General features: G+C 65.0%; 3 protein-coding genes. All 3 read right to left on the reverse strand.

Features of this window, described 5'->3' with window-relative positions; genetic code table 11:
- Positions 1 to 165: 165 nt before the first annotated feature.
- Positions 166 to 294 carry a hypothetical protein gene (locus DLM85_RS26260; RefSeq protein ID WP_279387755.1) on the reverse strand — a complete coding sequence of 43 codons (129 nt, stop codon included), beginning with the start codon at positions 292 to 294 and terminating at the stop codon, positions 166 to 168.
- A 3-nt stretch (positions 295 to 297) separates the two neighbouring features.
- Positions 298 to 420, reverse strand: a complete 123-nt coding sequence (locus DLM85_RS26265) for a hypothetical protein (RefSeq protein WP_279387756.1) — start codon at positions 418 to 420, stop codon at positions 298 to 300.
- A 92-nt stretch (positions 421 to 512) separates the two neighbouring features.
- Positions 513 to 881: a transposase gene (locus DLM85_RS24755; protein ID WP_111480869.1), complete on the reverse strand. Its 369-nt coding sequence runs from the start codon at positions 879 to 881 to the stop codon at positions 513 to 515.
- Positions 882 to 1,179 lie beyond the last annotated feature (298 nt).

Consider the following 1,179-nt stretch of genomic DNA (forward strand, 5'->3'; position numbering starts at 1 on the left):
CCTATGGTACTGCCTTCGCCGGCGGGAGAGTCGGTCGCCGCCAACCTTATCACGCCTGCAGCCCCGCTGGTCCCTTACCCGGACCGCGGGGCTGCTCGCGTTTACAGCCCCCCCCCGCGGCCCGCCTACGCGCACATGGGTTTGCCTTAGAGCGTATTTGGAAGTTCAAGGTAGTCTGTTGATGCAGAGCGTGACGTTGGCCCAGAGAATCCAGGCGGCGTGGCTTTCGGGCGTGTACTCGTAGTCCATTACCACACGCCGAAAGAAGTTGAGCCAGCCAAAAGAACGTTCCACCACCTAGCGCGGCCCGACCGGCACGAAGCCGCGGGCCGAAGGCGGCCGGCTGCTGACCTCGTGGCGCAGCCCGCGGGCCAGCAATCCTTCCGTGAAGCGGCCGCGGTAGGCGCGGTCGGTCACCATCGTGGTCAGGCGCGAGCCCCAGGGCGCCGCTGCAGCAAGAGCGGGGCCGCACCGCGGCTGTTGTGCAAGTTGGCCGCGTGCGCGCAGCAGGCCTAAACGCGGCCCTGTCGGTCCACGAGCAGTTGGCGTTTGCGCCCATTCACGCACTTGCCCCCGTCCGTGCCGCGGTGCTCGGCGATGCGCGGGGCCAGTTTGATGCTTTGGCTGTCGAGGCAGAGCACCACGGGCGTGGCCGCCTTCCCCTGGGCTTGCCGGTCTGCTTCGTTCAGGGCGCGGTTCAAGCGCTGTAGCGTGCCGTCCTGCTGCCACCGGCGGAAGTAGTAACACACTGCTGGCCAGGGCGGAAACGCGGCTGGCAAGCAGCGCCACTGGCAGCCCGAGCGGCACACGTAGCGCAACGCGTCCACCACCGTGCGCAAACTCAGCCGCCGTTTGCGTTGCAGCGGCAGCCACGGCGTGATACCTTGCTACTGCGAGTCAGTAAGGGGTTGATAGCCGTCAACCATAATGCGAACGGAGCCTAGGAACTCCGCTCGCAACTTACTGGCTCGTTTCTGTTTGCGCCCTAGAGCCTGTTATGGACTGGTAGCGTAATTTGGGGGATGGCTCAACGCAAAGGCTACCCCAGCGACGTATCAGATGCGGAATGGATGTTTGTCGCGCCGTATTTGGCCCTGGTACGCGAAGACGCACCGCACCGCGAACATGCGTTGCGCGACGTGTTCAACGCCCTGCGCTACCTGGTCAAAACGGGTTGTG

The organism is Hymenobacter edaphi (assembly GCF_003258365.1).
In the GTDB taxonomy this organism is placed as follows: Bacteria; Bacteroidota; Bacteroidia; order Cytophagales; family Hymenobacteraceae; genus Solirubrum; species Solirubrum edaphi.